Here is a 22,403-nt window from a genome sequence, read left to right on the forward strand (position 1 = left end):
CCCCCGCGCCCGCCGAATACCGGGAGCCGGATCTCGCTGCGGCGGACCCGCTCGCGGCCGGCGCGGCGCCGTCGCGGGAGGTCGGCCGTCCGGCGCACCGCGAGGTGACGCCGCCCCGGCAGCGCACGCCGGAACGCCGGAACCGGCCGACCAAGCCGGTCCGGGTCCGCGCCCCGAAGATCAAGTTCGGCGACCGGGATCCGTCGGTCGAGCTGGCCATCACCGAGATCGCCGGGCACCTCACCTTCACCCCCAACACCGTCACCGCCTGGTACTGGCTGCCCGAGGTGCGGTGGGCGTTCCGGCCGGACGCCGAACGCGAGGCCCTGCTCTCGGCGATCTCCGAGCAGTACGCCGGGCTCGCCGGGTTCCGGCTGCACCTGCGCCGCACCACCCGGCCCTTCCCGGCCGACGAGTGGGCCCGCACCATCGACGCGCACACCGCCGCCCCGCTGCCCGACGTACCGGGCACCACCGGCTGGGCCGACCACCTGGTCGCCGCCCAGCGGCACCTCATGGCGGTCAACCACGCCGAGGGCCAGACCTACCTCGGTGTCACGTTCGCCCGCCGGTCGCTCGGCGACTCGCTCACCGAACGACTCCTGCGCACGTTCGGCCGGGGCACCGCCGACGGCGAGCGGCGTCGGCTGAGCCGTACCGTCGAGCAGTTCGACGAGGTCCTCGGCGCGTTCGGCATGCGCGGGCGCCGGGTCACCGCACCCGAGCTGGAATGGCTGCTCTACCGCTCGGTGGCGCTGTGCATGGCCCCGCCCGGCGTCCTGTCCCCGATCACCAACGGCCGGTGGGAACGCGGCGACCTGCTGGCCCTCACCGAGCAGGTCGAGCGCTACCGCACCCCGTACGGCTCGACGGTGAAGCTGGTCAACCGGATGACCGGCGAGGAACGCCACGTCGCCGTGCTCGCGGTCGGCCGGATGGAGCCGCTGGAGATCCCCGAGCGGCACGAGCCCTGGCTGCACTTCCACGAGCGCCTGCCGTGGCCGATGGAGCTGTCCACCCGGGTCGACATCCTCGGCCCCAACGACTCCTTCCGGAACCTCGAACACCGGCTCCGGATGATCCGCTCCCAGCAGCTCGACTACGCCGAGCACGGCATCGACGCCCCGCCCGAGCTGGAACGGCTGGCCAAGCGCGCGCTGGTGATCGGCGACGAGATGACCACCGGTCTGCCCGTCGACTCGGCCCGGGCACACGGCTGGCACCGGATCGCGGTCGGCGGGCGTACCCGGGAGGAGTGCCTGGAACGGGCCCGGCGGCTCATCCAGCTCTACTCCCGGGAGCTGCGGATCTCGCTCCAGCACCCGAAGAACCAGGACTGGCTGGCCCGCGAGTTCATCCCCGGCGAGCCGATCGCCAACACCGGCTACGTCCGGCGGATGCCGGTCAACCTGCTCGCTGCCGCGCTGCCCCAGGCCGCGTCCACAGTCGGCGACCGGCGCGGCGACCTGATCGGGCGCACCGCCGGCACCTGCCGCCGGCCGGTCTTCCTCGACCTGCACTTCCCGATGGAGGTACGCGAGCGCTCCGGCCTCGCCGTCTTCGTCGCCGAACCCGGCGGCGGCAAGTCGACGCTGCTCGGCGCGCTCGGCTACCTGGCCGCGCGCCGCGGCGTGCAGGTGACGCTGCTCGACCCGTCCGGCCCGCTGGCCCGCCTCTGCGCCATGCCCGAACTGGCTCCGTACTCCCGGGTGCTCAACCTGACCGGCTCGGAACAGGGCACGCTCGCGCCGTACGCGCTGATCCCGACGCCGCTGCGCAGCGAGTTCGGCGCCGGTCCGGCGGGCGACCGCGAGTTCGAGATCGCCGTGTCGAACGCCCGCGCCGAGCGCCGGATGCTGGTGCAGGACATCTGCATGATGCTGGTGCCGCCGCAGGTGGCCCGGGAGGCGTCCACCGCCACGCTGTTCCGGCACGCCGTACGCCAGGTGCCCGCCGAGGAGACCTCCACGCTCGACGACGTGGTGACCTGCCTCCAGGGGCTCGACGACGACGCCGGCCGCGAACTGGCACACCTGCTGCTCGACACCGCCGAGATGCCGCTGGCCATGCTCTTCTTCGGCCGGCCGCCGGAAGGGCTGCTCGGCGCCGACGCCGCGCTCACCGTCATCACCATGGCCGGTCTGCGGCTCCCCGACCTCAAGATCGAGCGGGAGTACTGGTCGGCCGAGGAGGCGCTCGCGCTGCCGATGCTGCACACCGCGCACCGGCTCGCCGTACGCCGCTGCTACGGCGGGTCGATGTCCTCCCGGAAGCTGGTCGGCCTCGACGAGGCGCACTTCATGGAGGGCTGGCGGTCCGGGCGCTCGTTCCTGGTCCGGCTCGCCCGCGACTCCCGTAAGTGGAACCTGGCAGCGCTCGTCGCGTCGCAGAACCCGAAGGACATCCTCGGCCTCGACGTGCAGAACCTCGTCTCCACCGTCTTCGTCGGCCGGATCGCCGAGGACAGCGAGATCGCCTCCGAGGCGCTGCGACTGCTGCGGGTGCCTGTCGACGACGGTTACGAAGCGACACTCGCCTCGCTCTCCCAGGCGGACAGCGGATCGGCCAACCGGCTCGGCTTCCGCGAGTTCGTCATGCGCGACGTCGACGGGCGCGTGCAGAAGGTCCGGGTCGACGTGTCGTACGTCGACGGGCTGCTGGAGCACCTGGACACCACCCCCGCCGCGGTCGCCCAGGCCGCCGGGATACTGCCGACCGTCCTGGCTGATCTGGAGGCGTGACATGGCGAGGGCCCGGGCACGGATCGCGGCGCTCCTCCTCACGCTCGGCGTACTCGCCGGGGCCACGATCTCCTGGCCGGTGATCGGGGCGGCCACACCCGCGTACGCCGCCGCGCCGGTCACCCAGGCGCGGGCCGAGCTGTGCAGCACCAAGGAGTGGCAGGCCGACTTCCGGTCCTGCGTCGGCAGGCTCAAGGCGGTCAGCGAGGACCAGGTCGAGTGCCGCAACGCGCCGGTGCCCGCCGCGCCGGACTCGGGCCTGGCCGGCTGGTTCGCGTCCCGGCCCGACTCGGCGAAGGAGCCCGGCCCGAAGGGCCTCTACAGCGACTACGGGTACGCCGGGTACAGCTACAACACGTACGACATCGACGGCGGCTGCGCTTCCTCCGTGCTGCATCCGGACTACCGCTTCACGACGATGGTCGCCAACGGCGAGTTCATGTTCGCCAACGCGGTGATCGGTGCCTCGAACGCGCTGCGCGAGCGCGCCTGGGATCCGCGGACGATGTGGAGCTGGGCCGACCCGCTGGTGGAGCAGGCCACGAAGGCCGTCTACCAGAAGGTGTTCAGCGTCTTCGGCATCATCACCGTCTGCGTGGTCGGCCTCTACCTGCTCTGGCGGTCCCGCCAGTCGGACATGAGCAACGCGATGACCACCGCGGGCTGGGCGCTGCTGGTGATGGTGGCGGTGACCGCGCTGGCCGCATGGCCGGTCAAGTCCGCGAACATCGCCGACAACACGCTGATCAGCACGCTGGGCGTGGTGCACGACGCGGTCGGCCCGTCTACCAAGGACACCCCGCCAGGCCAGTGTGACGACCCAAATCCGCAGGCGTGCAAGGATCACCGTCCCCCCGCCGTGCGCGCGAGCGACACGGCGACCGAGACGATGCTCTACCGGAACTGGCTGCGCGGTGTGCTCGGTTCGGCGGACAGCGAGACCGCGAAGAAGTACGGCCAAGCGCTCTACGACGCGAAGTCGCTCACCTGGGACGAGGCCGCGTCGATCCGGTCCAACCCGGCCACCCGCGACGTGGTCATCAAGGCCAAGCAGCAGCAGTGGGCCAAGGTCGCCGAGCAGATCAAGACCGAGGACCCGGAGGCGTACGAGTACCTCCAGGGCACCCGGGACATGGACCGGATCGGCGCCGGGTTCATCGCGGTGCTGGCCTCGGTGCTGTTCGCCATGTTCGACCTCACGGCGTCGCTGCTGGTGCTGCTCGGCTTCCTGATCTTCCGCTGGGCGGTGATCGCCGCGCCGATCCTCGGCACTGTCGGCCTGATGCGCCCGGCCAGCGCCGGCCTCCGGCGGCTGGCGAACGCGGTGGTCGCCGCCGTCTTCAACATCGCCATCTTCGGCACCGGCGCGGCCATCTACCTCTTCGCCGTCGACCTGATCATGAACACCGCCACGCTGCCCGGCTGGCTCCAGGTGGTCCTGGTCTGGCTCTGCGGTGTGGTCGGCTGGTTGCTGCTGCGGCCGTACCGCCGGATCACCCAGCTCGGCGGCAAGGACAGCAGCGAGGCGGTCAGCTCGGCCGGCTCCTGGCACCGCCGGTTCTTCCGGGACATGCGGATCGCCGCACGGCTGGACGTGGCCGAGCCCGGCGGCACCAACGAACCGGCGATCGGCAAGCGCCGCACCGTCACGGCCGACCAGCGCAGCCTCCGGCCGGAGGCCCGGCACGAGGATCCGGCGCACAGCGCCACACCCGCCGAGCGGGAACGGCCGGACGGGCGGGAAAGGCCGGAGGAGGAGCCCGCGAGCGGACGGCCGGGTGAGCGTCCCGGTGGCACTCCCCGCCCCCGGCGCGCACCGTCGACCTGGACCGAGCCGGACGTGCCGGAGGAGGCGCCCTCCTACGCCGTCTACCGGCCGGACTCGGCGGGCCGCGGCACCGCACCGGCCCGGCCGGCGCCGCGCATCCGCTCCGAGGCCCGGTGAGTCCGGTGCGACGCGCGCTGGAATTCCTCTTCACCCGGGTCCTCCGGTCCCGGATCGGGGTCGCTCTCATGATCGCCGTGCTGGTCTTCGGGGTGATCGGCGCGGCCCGCCTCGTCGCCGGACCCGGCGATCCGGGCCTCGGCCTGACCAGCCGCCCCACCCAGCCGATCAGCACCGCGGACCCGGAGGCCGGTGACGACGGCGTACTCGCCAGCCCGCCGACTGCGGTCGCCCCGAAGACCCGGCCGGGCGAGGACACGCCGGAGCAGGTCGCCGGTCGGTTCACCACCGCGTGGCTGAGCGGCCCGGGCAGCAGCGGCGACGCGTGGCAGGCCCGCCTGCGGCCGCTCTCCACCCCGGCGCTGGCCGAGAAGATGACTGATGCCGACCCGGAGACAGTGCCCGCACGGAAGACCACAGGCACCCCGGCGCTCCGGCCCCGAACCGAGTCCTTCGTGGAGGCGGTGGTTCCGCTGGACAACGGCACGCTCCGGCTCGAACTCGTCGCACCGGACGGACCCTGGCTGGTGGACGCGATCGACTGGGAGCGGTCGTGACCGCCGGCCCGGCCGTCGCCGGACAGGTCCGCCGGAAGCTGCGCCTGGGCGTGGTCGCCACCGCCGTCACGAGCGTGCTCGCCCTGCTCTGCTGCGTCGGCGGGGCCGGCGCCTTCCTCCTCACCGAACTCGGCGGCGACGAGGACGACCCGAAGCTCGCGGCCCTGAACTGCGACCCCACCTACCAGGTGAACCTGACCGGCGACATGCCGCGCTTCGCCGAGTACGGCGAGCGTCAGCTGCGCAACGCCGCGGTCATCATCAAGGTCGGCCAGGACATGAAGCTTCCCGCCCGCGGCTGGGTGATCGCGCTGGCCACCGCGATGCAGGAATCAGCACTGCGCAACCTCGCCAACAGCACGGTGCCGGCGTCGCTCGCGCTGCCGCACGAGGGGGTCGGCGCCGACCACGACTCGCTGGGCCTGTTCCAGCAGCGGCCCGGGTGGGGCAGCGTCGAGCAGCGGATGACGCCCTCGTACGCGGCCCGCAAGTTCTACCAGAAGATGGAGAAGGTGCCGGACTGGCAGCAGCGCCCGCTCACTGTGGTCGCCCAGAAAGTCCAGGTCAGCGCCTACCCCGACGCCTACGCCAAGCACGAGGAACTGGCCGGAGCCATCGTCGACGCGCTGGCCGGCGGCGCCGCCCGGACCGTGGAGATCGCCGGCAAGGCGGTGTGCGACGCCGCGGCTGGAGACCGGATAGCCGCCTCCGGCTGGACCGCGCCGCTGCCCGGCGGCGTGGTCTCCGGTTTCCGCACCACGGCCCGCCCCAGCCACCACGGCGTGGACCTGGCCGCCTCGAAGGGCACGCCGATCCACGCCGCCTCGGCGGGCCGGGTGCTGGTGGCCCGCTGCGACCCCGACCGCTCCGGGCGGCGGGACTGCGACCGGGACGGCTGGCCGAACAAGGGCGGCTGCGGATGGTTCGTGGACATCCTGCATGCCGGCGGATTCATCACCCGCTACTGCCACATGGTCGAACGACCTCGCGTGGTGCCGGGTCAGGCGGTCGAGGCGGGCGAGGTCATCGGGATCTCCGGCAGCAGCGGCAACTCGTCCGGCCCGCACCTGCACTTCGAGGTGCACAAGAACGGCGACCGGTCCAGCAACGGGGCGGAGAACCCGGTGCCCTTCATGCGCAAGCGGGGCGCGCCCCTCGGCGAGACCGGGTGAGGCCGGGCGGATGAGCAACCCCCTGCCCGACCCGTTCGCCGACCGGCCCGACTGGGCGCCGCTGCCGCCCCGGCCGGTGGAGACCGTGCCTGCCACCGGCGGCACCGAGCTGCGCGGCCGCCGCGTGCTCGTCGGCCTGCCCGGCCTCGGCTGGCGTGGCGACCTGCGGGCCGACGAGCGGGTGGTGCAGGGCAGCCGCACCTACGTACCGGTGATCCCGGAACACGAGTGGTACCGGGCCGAGGCCGAGCAGGTGGAGGTGTTCGCGCCGCTGGTACCTGTGGAACGGGTCTGGGTGGAGACCATCGGTGAGCGGCGGCCGGCTGCCGGGGCGAGCGCCCCGGGTCTCCGGCTGGTCTCGCTGGACGTGCCGGAACGCCGGCCACCCACGCCGGTGTTCGAGGCCGACGCGGTGACCGGGCGGCGCGTGGTGCACGTGGACAACGGCGTGGAACGACGCGACCTGCGTGCCGTCACCGAGACCTACTCCGGCGCGGACGGCGACATCTGCGTGCGGGTGGCCCCGGAACTGGAGTGGTACCGATGGGCCTGGCGCGGCCAGGCGCCGACCACGTTGGAGGTGCCGGTGCACCTGCTCTGGCTTGAGTAGGCCTCAGCCGACCTTACTCGCACCGCAGACGCGCCAGCCGTCCTTGTTGTCCGTCAAGTCGAATCGCCACATTTCCCGACGACTACTTACCGATTGGCCATCTTTTGAGCTGGAGATGGCAAGTGTCGTGGTAACCGATTCGCCCGATCCATTGTCGGCTTGAAGCAATGGGCCCCAGCTCACTTTGATCGAGACGCCGAAGTTGGCCTCGCGCTGCTCAAGCTCGGTCCTGAGATCACGCATGCCACCGATCCCGTCACTGTCATTACAAGTGAATTCCTGGGCCTTCGTGTCGTTCCGGTCGATAAGGTAGGCCCGGATGTAGTTGGCCACCACGACGTCGGGGGCGCTTCGGTCCGGGGCGGTCGCGCGGTCGTACAGCACGAACCCGACCACACCGCCCACGGTGCACAGCACCGCCAGCACCCCCGCGACGACAGCGAGCACTGTGCGCACCGGGCGCTTGGGGCGTACCGGGGCGGGAGCGGGCGCGAGGGGCGCCAACTGCTCCGGCGGGGTCCGCTGCGCCGGTACTCGGGACACCTGGGAACCGGCGGGGGGCTGCACTGATTCCACCTCCTGAGGCTATCGGCTGCGCGTCGCGTACCCAATGCCTGGAACCGGCGGATCGTGGCGAACCGCCGGGCGGACGCCGACCGGCGGCGGGGTGAGGCTGCTCACCGCCGACCAGCTCACCGCGCCGACCGACATCCCGGTGGACGGCCGCCGCCTGGGTTACCGTCACACCTCGGGGAGGACATGTCGGCCTCGGAAAGAGAGGTGGACGCGGTGGCGACTCCGAAGGCGCGCGCCGGCCGGGCCGCCGCGCTGCACCGCCGGGCCGAGGCCGCCGCGACGGCGGCGGCGGGCATCCTCGACGAGATCCGGCCCGCGCCGGCCGACCACCACCGGCAGTACGAGCTGGCCGAGCGCCTGCGGGCGGCTGCAGAAGTAGCTGCGCCGGGTTGGGCCGGCGGGCCGCTGGAGTCGCTGAGCGCGACGACGCCTCCCGGTGACGGCCTGCCGCCGCTGGTCCGGGTGGGCACCGCGGCGCCGCTCGACGACGCCCGCTTCCCCGCGCTGGTGCCGTTGCTCGGCAGCGGCCATGTGAGCCTCGACGCCGACGCCTCCGACGCCCGGGTGGCCGGGCTGCTCCGCGCGCTGCTGCTGCGCGTGTTCGCCGCGACCCCGGCGGGCGCGCTACTGGCCCGCGCGGTCGACGACGGTTCCGGTGCGACGTTCGCCGGGTACGCGCCGCTCGCCGACGCCGGCCTGCTGCCACCGCCCGCCACCGACCTCGCCGGGATGCGTGCGGTGCTGGCCGAGGCGGAGCAGTGGGTGGCGGCCGGAACGGCCCGGCAGCGCGGGCACGACCGGACGCTGCTGCTCGTGGTGGCCGCGCTGCCCGACGGTACGACCACCGCCGACCTGGACCGGCTCGCCGGACTGGCCGAGGGCGGGCCGCGCGCCGGGCTGCATCTGGTGCTCGCCGGCTGGCCGGACGGCAGTCCGCTGCCGCGCGCCACCCCGGTCACGGTCCGCACCGCGTACGCGCTGGTCGGCGACCCGCCCGGCGCCGGCTTCAGCAGTCCCGGCGCCGAGCCGCCGGTCGGCTTGAACTCGCCCGTGTTCCTCGACGAGGATCCGCCCGCCGATCTGGTCGCGGACGTGTGCGCGCGGTTGGCCCGGCAGATCGAGGACGGCTCCCGCCTCTCGCTGCGTGACCTGCTGCCGGCCGACGGCTTCTGGACGGCCGGCTCGGCCGACGGACTGAGCACCACTGTGGGTGACGCCGCCGGGCGCCCGGTCAGCCTGGGCTTCACCGAGCTGACGCCGCACTGGCTGGTGAGCGGCCGGGGTCAGGCGGGCCGGTCGGCGTTCCTGACCGACGCACTGTTCGGCCTCGCCGCCCGGTACGGCCCGGACGAGCTGGCGCTCTACCTCGCCGACCTGGCCGACGGCGAGTCGTTCGTGGAGTTCCTCCAGACCGAGCGGGACCGTTCCTGGGTGCCGCAGGTGCGCGCCACCGGGATGGCGGCCGACCGGGAGTACGTGGCCGACCTGTTCGGCGAGCTGGAGGCGGAGCTGCGCCGCCGCGAGGAGGCGTCCCGGCGGGCCGGTGGGCAGCGCTACGCCGAGCTGCGCCAGCACCAGCCGCTCCCACGCATCGTCTGCGTGGTCGACAACTTCCCGCTGGCGCTGCGCGAGCGGGACCGGCTCGCCGCCGACCTGCTGGCCCGGCTGGACGCGCTCGCCCGCGCCGGCCGGTCGTACGGGATCCACCTGGTGCTGGCCGGCGAGGGTGACCTGGGCATCGGCGGCCCACGTGACCCGCTGCTCGGCCAGTTCCCGGTGCGGGTGGCGCTGCCCGGCGGCTCGGCGGTGCTGGAACCGGCGAACGACTCGGCCGCCGGGCTGCCGGTGGGCAGCGCGGTGGTGAACACGGCGGGTGGCCTGGGCGGTCCGCGCGGCGCGACCCGGGGGCACGAGCGGATGATCCGTTTCCCGGATCCGTACGAGGATCCCGCGGTCCTGACCGACCTGCGGCGACGGCTCTGGGAGGCGCGGGACGAGTCGGCGACCCCGCCGGTGGTCTTCGCCGGGTACGCCCGCCCGCTGCTCGCCAACGATCCGCGGCACCGGGCCGCACTCGCCGGCCGGGCCCACGCGCCCGCCGCGTTGCTGGGCCGGGCGGTGGACGTGCGGCGGTCCACCGTGACGGTGCCGCTGGGGCCGGGCGCGGGGCGGAACCTGGCCGTCCTGGGGCGGGACGAGGAGGCCGAGCGGCTGCTGGTCACGGCGGTACGCAGCGCGGCGGCAGCGCATCCGGGCGCGGCCCGGTTCGTGCTGGCGCCGCTGGCGAACGGCTCGGCCGAGCCGGCCGGGGTGCTCGCCGCCGAGCTGGCCGGACGCCACCGGGTGGAGACGGTCGACGCGGCCGGGCTGCGGACCGCCATGGAGTCGGATGAGCCGGGCTACCTGGTGGTGTTCGGGCTGGACGTGCCGGACGCCACCGAGCTGCCGCCCGACCTGCTGCGGACGCTGCTGCTGGAAGGCCCGCCCGCCGGCCGGCACCTGCTCGGCTGGTGGCGGACACCGGCTCCGCTGGCCGGACTGCTCGGCCCGGAGGGCGAGGTGGACAAGCTCACCGCCGTGGCGGTCACCGACGTTCCGGGCGGCCGGCTGGAGCAGCTCTTCGACCGCCCGGTCTGGTGGCGGCCCCGGCCGGGACGCGCGGTGCTCTGGGACGGCCCTGATGAGCAGGGCACGGTCTTCGTGCCGTTCGGCACGGCCGAGGTGGCGACCGCGCGGGTCGAGCCGGACCCGCGGGCGACTGACCGCGCCGGGGAGGGGGCGGCATGAGCGAGACCGGCACGGCCGTACCGGGGCCCCGTGCGGGTGGCCCGACCACAGTGGCGGACCCCGCCGAGTCGGCCTGGGCGGAGTACGTCGCTGCCGCGCGGGCGCTCGACGGCGTACGCCGGGCGGCGGCCACCGCTGCCGGGGAGCAGGCACGGTCGGTGGCCGCGGCCCGCGAGGAGCTGACAGCGGTACGCGAACGACTGGCGCCGCAGCAGTCCCGGCTGCGTGATCTGGGCGTACCGGCGATGTCGCTGGTCCCGACGCCGCCGGAGGTGACCGAGGCGGCCCGGTCGATGGCGGGTGGGCCGTCGGCGGTGCTGGCGGTGCTGCGCGCGGCCGGGGACTGGGCGGACGCGGCGGACGACACGCTGAGCGCGCGTGGCCTGCCGCGGCTGGCCCGGTGGCCGTCCCGCCCCCGCAACCTGCTGGTGTACGGGCCGCTGGCGCTCGTGGTGCCGCTGCTCCAGTTGCTGCTCTACGCGGTCGCCGGTCCGGGGCCGGTGACAGTGCTGGCGCTGCTCGTGGGGCTGCCGCTGCCGGCTGTCGCGTTCATGCTGGGCTGGCTCGCGGTGGGGCGTGTCTTCCGCCCGCGGCCCACCGACCGGGTGGACCGGACACCCCGCTTCGGCGCCCTGGTCTGTCTGGTCCCGGCGGTGCTCACCGCCGCCGGCCTGCTGCTCGCCATGCTGCCCGACTGACGACGGCCGCGCCCTCCCGGGCGGGAGTACGCGGCCGTCGATGTCGGTCGGGAGTCAGCGGGCCATGATCAGCGCCATCGCCTCGGCCCGCGACTTCGCGTCGTTCTGGAGGCCGCCGCGCACGGCGGACGTGATGGTCTTCGCGCCGGACTTCTGGATGCCGCGCATCGCCATGCACATGTGCTCGCACTCCAGCACCACGATCACGCCGCGCGGGGCGAGGCTGGACATCAGCAGGTCGGCGATCTGCGAGGTCAGCCGCTCCTGCACCTGCGGCCGGCGGGCGAACACCTCGACCAGCCGGGCCAGCTTGGACAGGCCGGTGATCCGGCCGTCCGGGCCGGGGATGTAGCCGATGTGCGCGCTACCCCGGAACGGCAGCAGGTGGTGCTCGCAGAGGCTCATCACGTCGATGTCCCGGACGAGCACCAGCTCCTCGTGGTTGGCCTCGAACGTGGTGCGGAGCACCTGCGCGGGGTCGACCCGCAGGCCGGCGAAGAGTTCGGCGTACGCGCGGGCGACCCGGGCGGGCGTCTGCTGGAGGCCGTCACGGTCCGGGTCCTCGCCGACAGCGATGAGGATCTCGCGGACCGCCTTCTCGATCCGGGCGAGGTCGACGCTGTCCTCCACCGGGCCACCGGTGAGCTTGCCGCTGATCAGGCGCGCGGCCACGTAGTCGAGCGCGTCGTCCCCGTCGGGCTCGGTCGCGGAGACGGCCGACTCCCTGTGGTGGGAGCCGGCCGTCGTCGGATCGCTGTTCAGTGCGTACCGTCCGAGTTGTTGCTGGAACCACCGATCGAGGCGGCGGCGTCGGCGCGGGACTGCGCCGCCAGCGCCTCCTTCTCGGCCGGCGTGAGCACCGGCGGCTCGGTGGAGGGCAGACGCTTGCCGAAGCCGTGGTACGGCGCCATCGGCGGGCGCTTGACCACCCGCGCGCAGATCCGGGCCATGTCGGCGGTGGAGAGCGTCTCCTTCTCCATCAGCTCCAGGACCATGTTGTCCAGGACGTCCCGGTATTCCACCAGGATCTCCCAGGCCTCGTCGTGGGCCAGCTCGATCAGCGCGCGCATCTCGCCGTCGATCTCGGCGGCCACCGCGTCGGAGTAGTCCCGCTCGTGGCCCATGTTGCGGCCGAGGAACGGCTCGTCGCCGCTGGTGCCGTACTTGATCGCACCGAGCTTGGAACTCATGCCGTACTGCGTGATCATCGCGCGGGCCAGCTGCGTGGCCTTCTCGATGTCGTTGCCGGCGCCGGTGGTCGGCTCGTGGAAGACCAGTTCCTCGGCCGCCCGGCCACCCAGCGCGTACGCCAGGGTGTCGATCATCTCGGCCCGGGTCTGGGTGTACTTGTCCTCCGTCGGGAGGACGAGCGTGTGACCCAGCGAGCGGCCCCGGGACAGGATGGTCACCTTGTGCACCGGCGCGGCGTGCGGCAGCGCCCAGGCGACCAGCGCGTGCCCACCCTCGTGGTACGCGGTGATCTTCTTCTCCTGGTCGCTCATCACCCGGGTCCGGCGCTGCGGGCCGGCGATCACCCGGTCGATCGACTCCTCCAGGGAGTCGTTGGTGATCGCCCGCTGCTCCTTACGAGCGGTGAGCAGCGCGGCCTCGTTGATCACGTTGGCCAGGTCGGCGCCGCTGAAGCCCGGGGTACGCCGGGCGACCGCGTCGAGGTCGACGTCGGGCGTGAACGGCTTGCCCTTGGCGTGCACCCGCAGGATGGCCTTGCGGCCCTCCATGTCGGGGGCGTCGACCGGGATCTGCCTGTCGAACCGGCCCGGGCGCAGCAGCGCCGGGTCGAGGATGTCCGGCCGGTTGGTGGCGGCGATCAGGATGACGCCGCCCTTGGTGTCGAAGCCGTCCATCTCGACAAGCAGCTGGTTGAGCGTCTGCTCCCGCTCGTCGTGACCGCCGCCCATGCCGGCGCCACGGTGGCGGCCGACCGCGTCGATCTCGTCGACGAAGACGATCGCCGGGGCGTTCGACTTGGCCTGCTCGAACAGGTCGCGGACGCGGCTGGCGCCGACACCGACGAACATCTCGACGAAGTCGGAGCCGGAGATGGAGTAGAAGGGCACCCCGGCCTCGCCGGCGACCGCGCGGGCCAGCAGCGTCTTACCGGTACCGGGCGGGCCGAACAGCAGCACGCCCTTCGGGATCTTGGCGCCCAGGGCCTGGTATTTCGCCGGGTTCTGCAGGAAGTCCTTGATCTCGTGCAGTTCCTCGACGGCCTCGTCCGCACCCGCGACATCAGCGAAGGTGGTCTTCGGCGTGTCCTTGGTGATCATCTTCGCCTTGGACTTGCCGAAGTTGAGCACCCGGGAGCCGCCGCCCTGCATCTGCGACATGAAGAACAGCAGCAGGAGCACGAGCAGCGCGATGGGAAGCAGGTTGACCAGCAGGCTGACCCAGATGCTGTCCGACGACACCTTGGTGTCGACCGGGCCGGTGATGCGGTCCGCCGCCTCGGCCTCGCGTACCTGGTTCCAGACCTGGCCGCCGACCTCGTACGGGAACTGCGCCTCGATCTTGTCAGTGGTGGTGTCGCCGTCGAACTTGGCCTTGTCCTTCAGGTCGAGCTGGAGCGTCTGCTCCTTGTCCTGGAAGACGACCTTCTCGATGCCACCCTTGTTGAGCTGGTCGAGCGCGACGGACGTGTCCACCCGGTGGTAGCTGGGACCAGCGGTGAACAGTTGACTGAGCACAACGGCGCCGAGGATGACCAGGATGATCCAGACCACCGGTCGGCGGAAGAAACGCGTACGTTCCATGCTGTAGTCGGGTGCCGAGGCGCCCGCATCCTCCTGATCGACGTCCTGACCGTCTGAATGGTGTCGCCGCCTTGAGCGGCGGCCGGGGCCGCCGTGCGGGCCGGCCCGACCCCCGGGGCACGCAAACTGCCGCACCACGGTCATTCGACGGTACACCGTACGCGCGACGAGTGAGCTTGCGAGCCCGGCACTTACGCGTAGGGCGAACCCGGGTTTGAGCCGGCGTGGCGGGGAGCTCCCACCCGGCCCGCCCACACCGCACGGTCACGCGGTTCGAGGGGCCGGGCGTGGAGGGTGCCTCCACGTCACCGGTCCCTACCGTAGACCGGAAGACTGAGAGCCCGCTGAATGTCAGCTGACGAAGGGCTCGGCAAACCCTCAGGCCCGCGCGTACACCTCGGGCTTGAGCACCCCGACGTAGGGCACCTCGCGGTACCGCTCGCCGAAGTCGAGCCCGTAGCCCACGACGAACTCGGTGGGGATGTCGAACCCGACGTACTTGACCGGGACCTGCACCTTGACCGCGTCCGGCTTGCGGAACAGCGCGACCACCTCGACGCTCGCCGCGGAGCGCGACTCCAGGTAGCGCAGCAGCCAGGACAGCGTCAGGCCGGAGTCGACGATGTCCTCGACGACCACCACGTGGCGGCCGGCGATGTCCCGGTCCAGGTCCTTGAGGATGCGGACCACGCCGGACGAGGTGGTGCCCTGGCCGTAGGACGAGACGGCCATGAACTCCAGCTCGGCGGGCGGGCCCTGGCGGCCCAGCGCGCGGGCGAAGTCGGCCATGAACATGACCGCTCCCTTGAGCACACACACGAGCAGCAGGCCGTCCTCGACGTGGGCGTAGTCCGCCGAGACCTGCTTGGCCAGCTCCGCGGTCTTGTCGCGGATCTGCGCCTCCGAGATGATCACGTGGTCGATGTCGGCGTCGTACCAGGAGCCGTCAGCCATGCTCCTAGCCTGCCGTACGCCCCCGCGCCGCCGTCGGCGGGGCCGCCCCTTTTGGCGCGGTCCCGCCGGGGATTTTCGGCGCGAACTGAATAAATCACCTCAGCAGGTACGGGAGCGCCAGCGCTGCCCGTCGTCGCTCGGCTTCCAGTCGGCCGAGTCGCGGGTGTCGGCGGTGAACCCGAAGGCGCTGGCGCCGACGAGAAGGAGCAGGAAGAGCAGGAGCAGCAGAACGGTCATGGCGGCGCTCGCTTTCGCATGGTTGAGACTGTTTTCGCCGCCGGTGCGCACCGGACACCATTGATTCTGCGGGCCACCGACCGATCCGGACAGTGGCAGGAATGTCATCGGGCATCGATTTCCTGCCACCTGTCGGGTTACCCTCGTCACATGCTCCGCTCGGTCGCCGTCATCGCCATGGACCACGTCGCCGCCTTCGAACTCGGCGTGCTCGCCGAGGTCTTCGGCACCGACCGCACCGCCGACGGCTTCCCCGGATACCGGTTCGACGTCTGCACCGCCGACGGCGGCGCGGTCCGCAGCCGCTCCGGGTTCCTGCTCACCCCCACCGCCGGCCTGGGCCCGGTCGAGGACGCCGACCTGGTGGCGGTCCCCGCGCACGCCGACGGCACCCCGGTCCCCGAGCCGGTGCTCGCCGCGCTGCGCCGCGCCGCCGACCGGGGCGCCTGGCTGCTCAGCGTCTGCGCCGGCGCGTTCGTCCTCGGCGAGGCGGGCGTACTAGACGGGCGCGACTGCACCACCCACTGGCGGTACACCGACGAACTCCAGCAGCGCTTCCCGGCCGCCCGGGTCCAGTGCGACTCGCTCTACGTGCAGGACGACCGGCTGCTCACCAGCGCCGGCACCGCCGCCGGCATCGACGCCTGCCTGCATCTGGTACGCCAGGAGCACGGCTCCGCGGTGGCGACCCGGCTGGCCCGCCGGATGGTGGTGCCGCCGCACCGCGACGGCGGCCAGTCGCAGTACGTCGAGGCGCCGATCCCCAAGGCGCCGGAGGCACCCACGCTGGAACCGGTGCTGGAATGGTTGATGGGACACCTGCGGCGACAGGTGACAGTGGACGAGCTGGCGGCGCGCGCCGGGATGGCCCCACGTACGTTCGCCCGCAGGTTCCGCGCCGAGACCGGCACCACCCCGCACGACTGGGTGACCAACCAGCGGGTGCTGCTGGCCCGGCACCTGCTGGAGGACACGTCACTGAGCGTGGAGGGCGTCGCCGAGCAGGCCGGTTTCGGCGACGCGGCGGCGCTGCGGCACCACTTCACCCGCCGGGTGGGCACCACCCCGCTCGCCTACCGCACCACTTTCCGAGACCGCCAGACCACCTGACCCGCCCCACACCGCCGGCGCCTCTGGAGCGGTGATCAAGGAGTTTGCGGGCTGGGGAGGGCCGGAACGTGACCAGAAAGCCTTGATCAACGGGGGGCAAGGGGGGCCGTCCGCTCGGGTCAGGGCAGGAGGTGACCCGCGTGGCGGCGTACCTGGTGGTTGCCGGGTAGGTGCACCGGGCCCTGTCCGCGCCACGCCGTGACCAGGGCGTCCAGCGCGGCCACGTGCCTGTGGGACAGCGCGGCCGGCGCGGCGCCCAGCTCGCGGGCCCAGGTGTGCAGCACCCGGGTACGGACGGCGGCCGGCAACTCGGCGAGCCCGGCTACGGACAGCCCGCCCTCCCTGGTCCGGACGTCGGCGAGCGCGGCGTCGGCGAGCGCGTCGAGCGCGGCGTTGTCGGCCGCGAGCAGTCCGGCGGTCCGGGCCAGGTTCGCCACCACCCCCGGCCCGAGCGCGTCGACGAGCGCCGGCAGCGCGTCGGCCCGGACCCGCGCCCGGGCGTACGCGGGGTCGGCGTTGTGCGGGTCCGCCCACGGGTCGAGCCCGAGCGCTTCGCAGGCGGCCCGGGTGTCGGCGCGCGGGACGTCGAGCAGTGGGCGCAGCAGGGGTACCCCGTCGACGTCGCGCCGCTCCGGCATCCCGGACAGCCCGCGCGGTCCGGCGCCCCGGGCCAGCGCCAGCAGGACTGTCTCGGCCTGCTCGTCGCGCGTGTGCCCGAGCAGCACACCGACTGCGTCGAATCGGTGGGCGGCCGCGATCAGCGCCTCGTACCGGGCCTCGCGGGCGGCCGCCTCCGGACCGCCGGGCCGGCCGTCCACGCGTACCGGAAGCACCTCGACCGGGTCGAGCCCTTCGGCGCGGGCCCAGTCGGCGACCGCCTCGGCCCGTTCCGCCGACCCGGCTTGCAGGCCGTGGTCGACCGTCACCAGGCCGGCCTGCCGTCCGAGCCGGGGGGCCACGAACGCGGTGGCGGCGGCGAGCGCGAGCGAGTCGGCCCCACCGGAGCAGGCCACCAGCACCGGGCCGCCGCCGGGCAGGCCGGTCAGCACCCGGCGGACGGCGAGCCGCACGGCGGCGACGGCGGGAGCAGGCGACGGCGAGCGACGCGACCGGGCGCCGGAATCCGCCCGGCCCGCGGAGGAAGCCCGACCGAGCGGACCAGCCGAACCGGCCGGATCAGCCGACGGGCGGGGTGGCACCGGCGGGCCCGTGTACGCGTGACACCCAGGCGTCCGGGTCGCCCAGCTCGTCCAGGCGGGGCAGCGTCAGCGGGGACGAGAAGATCTTGTTGAAGCCCTGCATGCCCACCCGGTCGACGACGCCGTGCACGAACTTGCGGCCCTCGGCGTACTGGCGCATCTTGACCTCGATGCCGAGCAGCCGCCGGATCGCCTTCTCCAGCGGGTTGCCGGACTCGCGGCGGCGGTTGAACGCCGCCCGGATCGACTCGACGCTGGGGATGACCTGCGGGCCGACGCCGTCCATCACGAACTCGGCGTGGCCCTCCAGCAGCGTCATCAGCGCGGTCAGCCGGTCCAGCACCGCGCGCTGCGCCGGGGTCTGCACGATGTCCAGCACGCTGGCCCGGCTCTCCGGGTCCTTGACCGCGTCGGAGAGCGTGGCCACGCCGCGGCGGAGCCGTTCCAGCAGGTGCTCGCCGCCCTGGGAGGCGTCCACGAACGCCTGCACCTCGCCGAGGAAGTACGCGCGCATCCACGGCACGGCGGTGAACTGGGTGCGGTGGGTCACCTCGTGCAGGCACACCCAGAGCCGGAAGTCACGCGAGTCGGCGCCGAGCTTCCGCTCGACCTCCAGAATGTTTGGGGCCACCAGCAGCAGCTGGCCGGGGTCGCCGGCGAAGACCTCGTACTGGCCGAGCACGCGGCCGGAGAGGTACGCCAGCACGGTGCCGGCCTGCACACCCGTGACCCGGGAGCCGATCGCCTCGGTGAGCGCGCCCGGCCGCTTGTCCCCGGAGAGACGCTCGACCAGCGGGGAGACCACCTCACGCAGCCCGGCGATGTTCGCCGCCGCCCAGTCCCGGCGGTCGACCACGCGTACCGGCGGGTGCGCGACCTGCGCACGCAGGCCGGTGTAGTCGGCGACGTGACCGGCCGCCTCCTCGGTCAGCCGGCGCAGGTCGCCGACCACGTCGGTGGCCTCGGCGTACGACACCCGGGGGCCCGACTTGCTCAGCGCCCCCGCTGTCGCGGCGGCCAGATCCCAGTCCACGAACTGCGCCATGAACCCACCGTACCCGCGCCGGAACACCCCCACCCGGGCTCGCGCCGGCCTATCGACGCCCGTCGGTCAGCGGCAGCCGCACCCGGCCAGCGCGGAGCTGATCCGGTCCAGCGCCGCCCGGGTGTCGTCCAGCGAGCCCTGGGTCCGGTCGGTGAGCACGGCGAACGTGAGCAGCCGGCCGTCGGCTGTGGTCACCGTGCCGGCGATCGCGTTGACGCCGCTCAGCGTGCCGGTCTTGGCCCGGACGACGCCCGCTCCGGCGCGGGTCGCCGCCGCGCGGTAGCGCTCGTCGAGCGTGCCGGACCAGCCGCCGACCGGCAGACCGCCGAAGATCGCGGCGAGTTCGGGGTGGCTGCCGTTGCCGGCGAGCGTGATCAGGTCGGTGAGCAGCGAGGGGCTGATCCGGTTGGTGCGGGACAGCCCGCTGCCGTCGGCCAGGCTGATCTCGCCGGCGGGCAGGCCCAGCTCGCCGAGCACCTGGTCGGTGGCGGCCGCGCCGCCGGCGAACGAGCCGGGCTTGCCCTTGGCGAGCGCCACCTGGCGGGCCATCGCCTCGGCGATCACGTTGTCGCTGTCGCTGATCATGATGTCGACCAGCCGGATCATCGGCAGTGATTCGACCTTTCCGAGCTCGGCGCCGGGGGCCGTACCCGTGGCGCCGGACGCGGCCGGCGCGGTGCCCCGGGTCACCTGGGCGGCGCCGCCGGTCAGGCCGAGCAGCTTGGCGAACTGCCGGCCGGCGGTCAGGTCGGGCTGCGGCACCCGCTCGGCGGCGTGATTGGTCTGCTCGGCGGTGCGCCGCGCCTCAGCCGCGTTCTTCCGGGCACCGTCGGTCATCAACGCGGTGATCGCCGCGCCGAAACCGCCGGTGGGGATGTCGGCGTCCCAGCCGGGCTCGAAGACCGGGCCGCTGAACAGCGACGAGTCGACGATCACCTTGGTCGGCGCGGTGCCACCGAGCGCGTCGCGCACCTGGGCGGCGAGGTCGTCCAGCCGGGCCGCGCCCGGGTAGAAGCCGTTCTTGTCCACGGCGAGCGTGGGGTCACCGCCGCCGACCAGGACCACCTCGCCCGGGTTCGCCCCGACCACGGCCCGGGTCGGGATCCGGTAGGCCGGGCCGCGTGCGGCGAGCACCGCCACGCCGGTCGCCAGCTTGGTCACCGAGGCGGGCACTGTGGGCGTGTCCTGACCGCTGCCGTAGAGCGCCTGGCCGGTGCTCACGTCGGCCACCGACACGTGCACCCGGTCGCCGAGCGCGGCGGCGCGGACCAGCGGGTCCAGCGCGGAGCGGATACCGGCCTCGGTGGGCAGCGGGGCGTTGCCGTCCGGCCCGGCCAGCACGGCCTCCGGGGAGGGCTCGGGCGGCGCGGCGACCGCCGTACCCGTGCTGTCGTCGTCGCCCAGCCACCCGGCGACCGGGCCGGGGCGCAGCACGGCGAGCCCGGCCACCGCCAGGGCCAGCACGAGCACGCAGGCGAGCGCCGCGACGAGCCGCCGGCCGCGTCGCGGCCGGCCCGGGGGCGGCCCGGAGGGTACGGGCGGCGCGGCGCCGATCGGCGGGACCGGCGGGCTGACCGGGATCGAGTCCTGCGCGCCGGGCCAGTTCAGGGGAGCCGTCGGGTCGTGGGACGGGCCGACGCGGGCCGAGCCGCTCGCCGGGCCGGAGCCGTGGTGCGGCGGGCCGACGCGGGCGGACCCGGTGGCCGGAGCCGGACGATGGGGGACGTTCGCACCAGGGACGGACACCCGCCCGGTGGCCCCGCCGGAACCGGAACCGGCGGACCCGCGCCCGTCAACCCTCTCGGGGCGGTAGTGTGAATCTTCCCTCCCCACGGCCCCCTCCTCCCCGCTCGAAATCGCCTTGGGCGACACTACTTCGGTCCGAACACTATGCGGCGGCCGGAGCCGACGGGGGGCGTTCACCCCGCGCCGGGGGTGAGCCGCTGGTTGCCGTTAGCCAGCGTGGGCAAACGAGGGAGCGTGGAAGATGGATTTCGACGTCACGGTTGAGATCCCCAAGGGTCACCGGAACAAGTACGAGGTAGACCACGCGACCGGCCGCATCCGGCTGGACCGCACCCTCTTCACCTCCACGCAGTACCCGGCCGACTACGGGTTCATCGAGGGCACCCTGGGCGAGGACGGCGACCCGCTGGACGCGCTGGTGCTGGTGCCGGAGCCGACGTTCCCGGGCTGCCTGATCCGCTGCCGCACCATCGGCATGTTCCGGATGACGGACGAGAAGGGCGGCGACGACAAGGTCCTCTGCGTGCCCTACGAGGACCCGCGTCAGGAGCACCTGCGCGACATCCACCACCTGGGCGAGTTCGACCGGCTGGAGATCCAGCACTTCTTCGAGGTCTACAAGGACCTGGAGCCGGGCAAGTCGGTCGAGGGCGCGACCTGGGTGGGCCGGGTCGAGGCCGAGGCGGAGATCGCCGCGTCGTACCGGCGCGCCAAGGAGGCCGAGGAGCGCGGCGAGACGCTGCACTGACGCTCACGCTTTCACCGGAGGCCCGGGTCGCGCGTCGCGACCCGGGCCTTGCGCGTGTTCAGGCGAGCAGGTCGCGGGCCCGGTCGTAGAGGTCGAGCACCGCGCAGGCCACCGGCACGACCGCGACCACGAGCGCGGTGTCGGTCAGGTCGGCCAGCCGGCCGAGGTACGGGGAGACCGGGCGCCGGGCGTACGTGGCGCCGGCGGTGACCGCCGTGAGTGCCAGGGCCAGCCCGCCCACTGTCAGCGCCAGGCGGCCACCGGGACCGGCCCGCTCGGCCAGCACCACGCCGAGCAGGGCGAACCCGGCCAGCCCGGCGATGACAGCGGGCACCCGGTGCCGTACCGCCACGAACAGGCGGGAGCGCAGCAGCAGCACCCCGCAGGCGACGGCGGCGAGCAGCAGCCCGGCGGTACGCCCGACGGAGACGAGCACCGCGACCGCGCCGACTGCGAGCACCGCGTGGCCGAGCAGCATGCCGGTGAGCACCTCCTCGGCGCGGGCCACCGCCGCGTGCACCCGGCCCCGGTCCGGCAGGTCCCGGGTGCCGGCCGGGCTGGGCAGGGTGAGCGGTGGCAGCGGCAGCTTGCCGACCCGGATGGCCAGCAACGGCAGCCCGCCGAGCGCGAACACCAGCACGGCGAGCAGGACCGCGGCGGTGCCGTCCGGGTCGAGCAGCAGCCCGCCGAGCGCGGCCGCCACGCCTGCCACGCCGACAGTCACCCCGGCCACGGAGACGCGGGACCAGCTGGCCACGCCGAGCAGGCCGAGCACCGCCACCAGCAGCAGCGCCACCGAGCCGACCAGCAGTTCGGGGGCGCCGACCCAGCGCAGGCCGGGGATCGGGCCGACCGGGTCGCCGGAGGTGACCGCCAGCGCACCGGCCGCCGCGGCCCAGGGCAGCGCGTACCCGCCGAGCGTGGCGCCGACCGGGCCGTCCCCGTACGCCCGGGACGCCGCGGTGGCGGTGAGCACCAGGATCAGGGCGACCGCCGCGGCGACCGGCCAGCCGCGCGCGCCCGGCCCGCCCGCGACCACGGCGACCAGGCCGACGGCCAGGGGTACGGCGGCACCGGCGAGCGCCGCGGCCCGGGTGGCCCGGCCCGACCAGGCGGCACCCCGGCGCCGGGCGCCGTCCACGATCGCCTCGACCACGTCGTCGTACTCCAGTTCGGGCCACTGCGCGCGGGCCGGCACCAGGTGCAGCACCTCGCCGTCGCGCACTCCCTGCGGCAGCAGCGCCTGGGCGGTGGCGAGCACCGCCCCGTCGGTCCGGCGCAGCACCCACCCGCCGTGCCGTTCCCCGTCGTCGGCCAGCCCCTCACCGGCGTGCCGGAGCACCTCGGGCAACAGCTCGGCCAGGGGCACCTGCTCCGGGAGGGCCACGTCGACCCGCCGCCTGGGCGCGCTGATCGTGACCCGGGCGAGCCCGCTTGTCATCGAGGCATCTCCATATCGAGCGGAGGGAGTGGGCTGACGGACGAGAGGACTTTACCTACGATGAGC

Annotated in this window: 18 protein-coding genes; 9 read left to right on the forward strand and 9 right to left on the reverse strand. The window is 73.7% G+C overall.

Annotation, left to right across the window (positions count from 1 at the left end; genetic code table 11):
* The 5 genes from ABD52_RS13660 to ABD52_RS13680 form a co-directional block, all read left to right on the forward strand.
* A partial coding sequence (locus tag ABD52_RS13660) for an ATP-binding protein (RefSeq protein WP_047892060.1) occupies positions 1 to 2,741 on the forward strand: 2,741 nt, incomplete at its 5' end.
* A 1-nt stretch (position 2,742) separates the two neighbouring features.
* A complete protein-coding gene (locus ABD52_RS13665) occupies positions 2,743 to 4,686 on the forward strand; it encodes a hypothetical protein (RefSeq protein WP_047892061.1) in 1,944 nt (647 codons plus the stop codon).
* On the forward strand, positions 4,683 to 5,243 hold the full coding sequence (locus ABD52_RS13670) for a hypothetical protein (RefSeq protein ID WP_047892062.1): 561 nt from the start codon (positions 4,683 to 4,685) through the stop codon (positions 5,241 to 5,243). The genes ABD52_RS13665 and ABD52_RS13670 overlap by 4 nt, the downstream gene beginning before the upstream one ends.
* The gene (locus tag ABD52_RS13675; protein WP_047892063.1) at positions 5,240 to 6,415 is read left to right on the forward strand and encodes a M23 family metallopeptidase; all 1,176 of its coding nucleotides are present in this window, start codon (positions 5,240 to 5,242) and stop codon (positions 6,413 to 6,415) included. The genes ABD52_RS13670 and ABD52_RS13675 overlap by 4 nt, the downstream gene beginning before the upstream one ends.
* A 10-nt stretch (positions 6,416 to 6,425) precedes the next feature.
* Positions 6,426 to 7,025 (forward strand): hypothetical protein, encoded by a 600-nt coding sequence (locus ABD52_RS13680; RefSeq protein ID WP_047892064.1) that lies wholly within the window; start codon positions 6,426 to 6,428, stop codon positions 7,023 to 7,025.
* Between the two features lie 3 nt (positions 7,026 to 7,028).
* Here ABD52_RS13680 and ABD52_RS13685 read toward each other — a convergent pair whose 3' ends face one another.
* Positions 7,029 to 7,592 (reverse strand): hypothetical protein, encoded by a 564-nt coding sequence (locus ABD52_RS13685; RefSeq protein WP_047892065.1) that lies wholly within the window; start codon positions 7,590 to 7,592, stop codon positions 7,029 to 7,031.
* Positions 7,593 to 7,805: 213 nt separating this feature from the next.
* On the opposite strand from ABD52_RS13685, the gene ABD52_RS13690 reads away from it, so the two are divergent.
* A complete protein-coding gene (locus tag ABD52_RS13690) occupies positions 7,806 to 10,388 on the forward strand; it encodes an FtsK/SpoIIIE domain-containing protein (protein ID WP_200905188.1) in 2,583 nt (860 codons plus the stop codon).
* Entirely contained in the window at positions 10,385 to 11,086 is a 702-nt protein-coding gene (locus ABD52_RS13695; RefSeq protein WP_047892067.1) for a hypothetical protein, read from the forward strand. The genes ABD52_RS13690 and ABD52_RS13695 overlap by 4 nt, the downstream gene beginning before the upstream one ends.
* Positions 11,087 to 11,140: 54 nt before the next feature.
* Here ABD52_RS13695 and folE read toward each other — a convergent pair whose 3' ends face one another.
* The 4 genes from folE to ABD52_RS40185 all read right to left on the reverse strand — a co-directional run bounded on the left by folE (position 11,141) and on the right by ABD52_RS40185 (position 15,048).
* Positions 11,141 to 11,758, reverse strand: a complete 618-nt coding sequence (gene folE, locus ABD52_RS13700) for a GTP cyclohydrolase I FolE (protein WP_013288986.1) — start codon at positions 11,756 to 11,758, stop codon at positions 11,141 to 11,143.
* A gap of 86 nt (positions 11,759 to 11,844) precedes the next feature.
* Positions 11,845 to 13,857: an ATP-dependent zinc metalloprotease FtsH gene (gene ftsH, locus ABD52_RS13705; protein ID WP_013288987.1), complete on the reverse strand. Its 2,013-nt coding sequence runs from the start codon at positions 13,855 to 13,857 to the stop codon at positions 11,845 to 11,847.
* A gap of 378 nt (positions 13,858 to 14,235) precedes the next feature.
* Entirely contained in the window at positions 14,236 to 14,811 is a 576-nt protein-coding gene (gene hpt / locus ABD52_RS13710; RefSeq protein WP_013288988.1) for a hypoxanthine phosphoribosyltransferase, read from the reverse strand.
* Positions 14,812 to 14,910: 99 nt separating this feature from the next.
* The gene (locus ABD52_RS40185; protein WP_018786602.1) at positions 14,911 to 15,048 is read right to left on the reverse strand and encodes a hypothetical protein; all 138 of its coding nucleotides are present in this window, start codon (positions 15,046 to 15,048) and stop codon (positions 14,911 to 14,913) included.
* A gap of 150 nt (positions 15,049 to 15,198) precedes the next feature.
* Here ABD52_RS40185 and ABD52_RS13715 point away from each other — a divergent pair, with 150 nt between their 5' ends.
* Positions 15,199 to 16,158, forward strand: coding sequence for a GlxA family transcriptional regulator (locus ABD52_RS13715; RefSeq protein WP_013474994.1), 960 nt, complete (start codon positions 15,199 to 15,201; stop codon positions 16,156 to 16,158).
* A 119-nt stretch (positions 16,159 to 16,277) separates the two neighbouring features.
* Here the strand turns inward: ABD52_RS13715 and tilS are convergent, their stop codons facing one another.
* The 3 genes from tilS to dacB all read right to left on the reverse strand — a co-directional run bounded on the left by tilS (position 16,278) and on the right by dacB (position 19,956).
* Positions 16,278 to 17,228, reverse strand: coding sequence for a tRNA lysidine(34) synthetase TilS (gene tilS, locus ABD52_RS13720; protein ID WP_047892068.1), 951 nt, complete (start codon positions 17,226 to 17,228; stop codon positions 16,278 to 16,280).
* Positions 17,229 to 17,334: 106 nt separating this feature from the next.
* Positions 17,335 to 18,402 (reverse strand): zinc-dependent metalloprotease, encoded by a 1,068-nt coding sequence (locus ABD52_RS13725; protein WP_013288992.1) that lies wholly within the window; start codon positions 18,400 to 18,402, stop codon positions 17,335 to 17,337.
* A gap of 66 nt (positions 18,403 to 18,468) precedes the next feature.
* The gene (gene dacB, locus ABD52_RS13730) at positions 18,469 to 19,956 is read right to left on the reverse strand and encodes a D-alanyl-D-alanine carboxypeptidase/D-alanyl-D-alanine-endopeptidase (protein ID WP_200905189.1); all 1,488 of its coding nucleotides are present in this window, start codon (positions 19,954 to 19,956) and stop codon (positions 18,469 to 18,471) included.
* 433 nt (positions 19,957 to 20,389) lie between these two features.
* Here dacB and ABD52_RS13735 point away from each other — a divergent pair, with 433 nt between their 5' ends.
* Positions 20,390 to 20,896: an inorganic diphosphatase gene (locus ABD52_RS13735; RefSeq protein WP_013288994.1), complete on the forward strand. Its 507-nt coding sequence runs from the start codon at positions 20,390 to 20,392 to the stop codon at positions 20,894 to 20,896.
* Positions 20,897 to 20,954: 58 nt separating this feature from the next.
* On the opposite strand, the gene eccD is transcribed toward ABD52_RS13735, so the two are convergent.
* Complete coding sequence (gene eccD, locus ABD52_RS13740) at positions 20,955 to 22,337, reverse strand: type VII secretion integral membrane protein EccD (protein WP_047892070.1); 1,383 nt, start codon at positions 22,335 to 22,337, stop codon at positions 20,955 to 20,957.
* Between the last annotated feature and the right edge of the window lie 66 nt (positions 22,338 to 22,403).

The organism is Micromonospora sp. RV43 (assembly GCF_001029515.1).
GTDB classification, from domain to species: domain Bacteria; phylum Actinomycetota; class Actinomycetes; order Mycobacteriales; family Micromonosporaceae; genus Micromonospora; species Micromonospora aurantiaca.

Coding starts and splice junctions, on each gene's coding strand:
- ABD52_RS13665 (WP_047892061.1), top strand. CDS start 2,743: ATGGCGAGGGCCCGGGCACGGATCGCGGCGCTCCTCCTCACGCTCGGC.
- ABD52_RS13680 (WP_047892064.1), top strand. CDS start 6,426: ATGAGCAACCCCCTGCCCGACCCGTTCGCCGACCGGCCCGACTGGGCG.
- ABD52_RS13695 (WP_047892067.1), top strand. CDS start 10,385: ATGAGCGAGACCGGCACGGCCGTACCGGGGCCCCGTGCGGGTGGCCCG.
- ftsH (WP_013288987.1), bottom strand. CDS start 13,857: ATGGAACGTACGCGTTTCTTCCGCCGACCGGTGGTCTGGATCATCCTG.
- hpt (WP_013288988.1), bottom strand. CDS start 14,811: ATGGCTGACGGCTCCTGGTACGACGCCGACATCGACCACGTGATCATC.
- ABD52_RS40185 (WP_018786602.1), bottom strand. CDS start 15,048: ATGACCGTTCTGCTGCTCCTGCTCTTCCTGCTCCTTCTCGTCGGCGCC.
- ABD52_RS13715 (WP_013474994.1), top strand. CDS start 15,199: ATGCTCCGCTCGGTCGCCGTCATCGCCATGGACCACGTCGCCGCCTTC.
- ABD52_RS13725 (WP_013288992.1), bottom strand. CDS start 18,402: ATGGCGCAGTTCGTGGACTGGGATCTGGCCGCCGCGACAGCGGGGGCG.
- ABD52_RS13735 (WP_013288994.1), top strand. CDS start 20,390: ATGGATTTCGACGTCACGGTTGAGATCCCCAAGGGTCACCGGAACAAG.
- eccD (WP_047892070.1), bottom strand. CDS start 22,337: ATGACAAGCGGGCTCGCCCGGGTCACGATCAGCGCGCCCAGGCGGCGG.